Consider the following 966-nt stretch of genomic DNA (forward strand, 5'->3'; position numbering starts at 1 on the left):
ATCTCGGCGAACAAGAACGTCAAGTTCAGTGCCTATCCCAATGCCTCGATGCGCAAGATCGCGCAGGCGCTGATCGCGGCGGGCAATGACTTCCGGTTCGACATGTCCGACCAGGCTCCCGCCTCCTTCGGTGGCAAGCCGGCGCAGGGCGAGTGGAAAGCGCTCCAGGACTTTCTCAAGAACCCGAGGAACGTCGATGGCATCCAGCGCCAGCTGGAGCGGGATGCCGCCAAGGCGTACAAGAACTGACCACTCGACCGGGAGAGAAGCACATCATGTCGACCGCGACAGCGGACGGCGCGGCCACGCCTGGCCGGGCATCGTCCGCCCCACCGGCCAAACGGCCGAGCGCAAGTAAGCGGAAAAGCCTCATGGGCACCCGGCCCTGGCTGGCGGCGGTGTTCCTGCTGCCCGCCCTGGTGCTGCTGGGGGCGCTTGTCGTCTATCCGATCGGCTACTCCGTCTACCGGAGCTTCTTCGACGCCTCGGGCCATGGCTTCGTCGGCCTGGACAACTACCAGGAGATGTTCTCCGACGGCGCCACCAGGACGGCGATCAAGAACAATGTCATCTGGCTGATCCTGGCTCCGACCGTCTCCACCGCGCTGGGCCTGATCTTCGCCGTGCTCACCGAGCGGGTGCGCTGGGCCACCGCCTTCAAGCTGGTCGTCTTCATGCCGATGGCGATCTCGATGCTGGCGGCGGGCATCATCTTCCGGCTGGTCTACGAGCAGGACCCGGACAAGGGCGTGGCCAACGCCATGTGGGTGAGCGTGCATGACTCCTTCAGCCAGTCGCCGCCGTTCCCCGGCGCCCATCCGCGTCCCAGCGCCGGGCTGACCCAGGCGTCGAACGGCGCGTTCACCACCCGGGACACCCTCCGCGCCGGTTCCCCCGCCTCGCTGCCGCTGGTCGCGGCCAAGCGCGGGGACATCCAGGGGGCGCAGGACGCCAAGGCCGCCAAGG

General features: G+C 67.4%; 1 protein-coding gene and 1 pseudogene. Both read left to right on the forward strand.

The annotated features are described in order from the left end of the window. A pseudogene (locus GWI24_RS44605) lies at positions 1 to 249 on the forward strand (carbohydrate ABC transporter substrate-binding protein); the annotation flags it as partial. Positions 250 to 275: 26 nt separating this feature from the next. Continuing rightward, positions 276 to 966: carbohydrate ABC transporter permease (locus tag GWI24_RS44610; RefSeq protein ID WP_247617756.1), on the forward strand; the 691-nt coding region annotated here is incomplete at its 3' end.

Origin of the sequence: Streptomyces sp. MK37H (assembly GCF_018035285.1) — a bacterium.
Taxonomy (GTDB): Bacteria; Actinomycetota; Actinomycetes; order Streptomycetales; family Streptomycetaceae; genus Streptomyces; species Streptomyces endocoffeicus.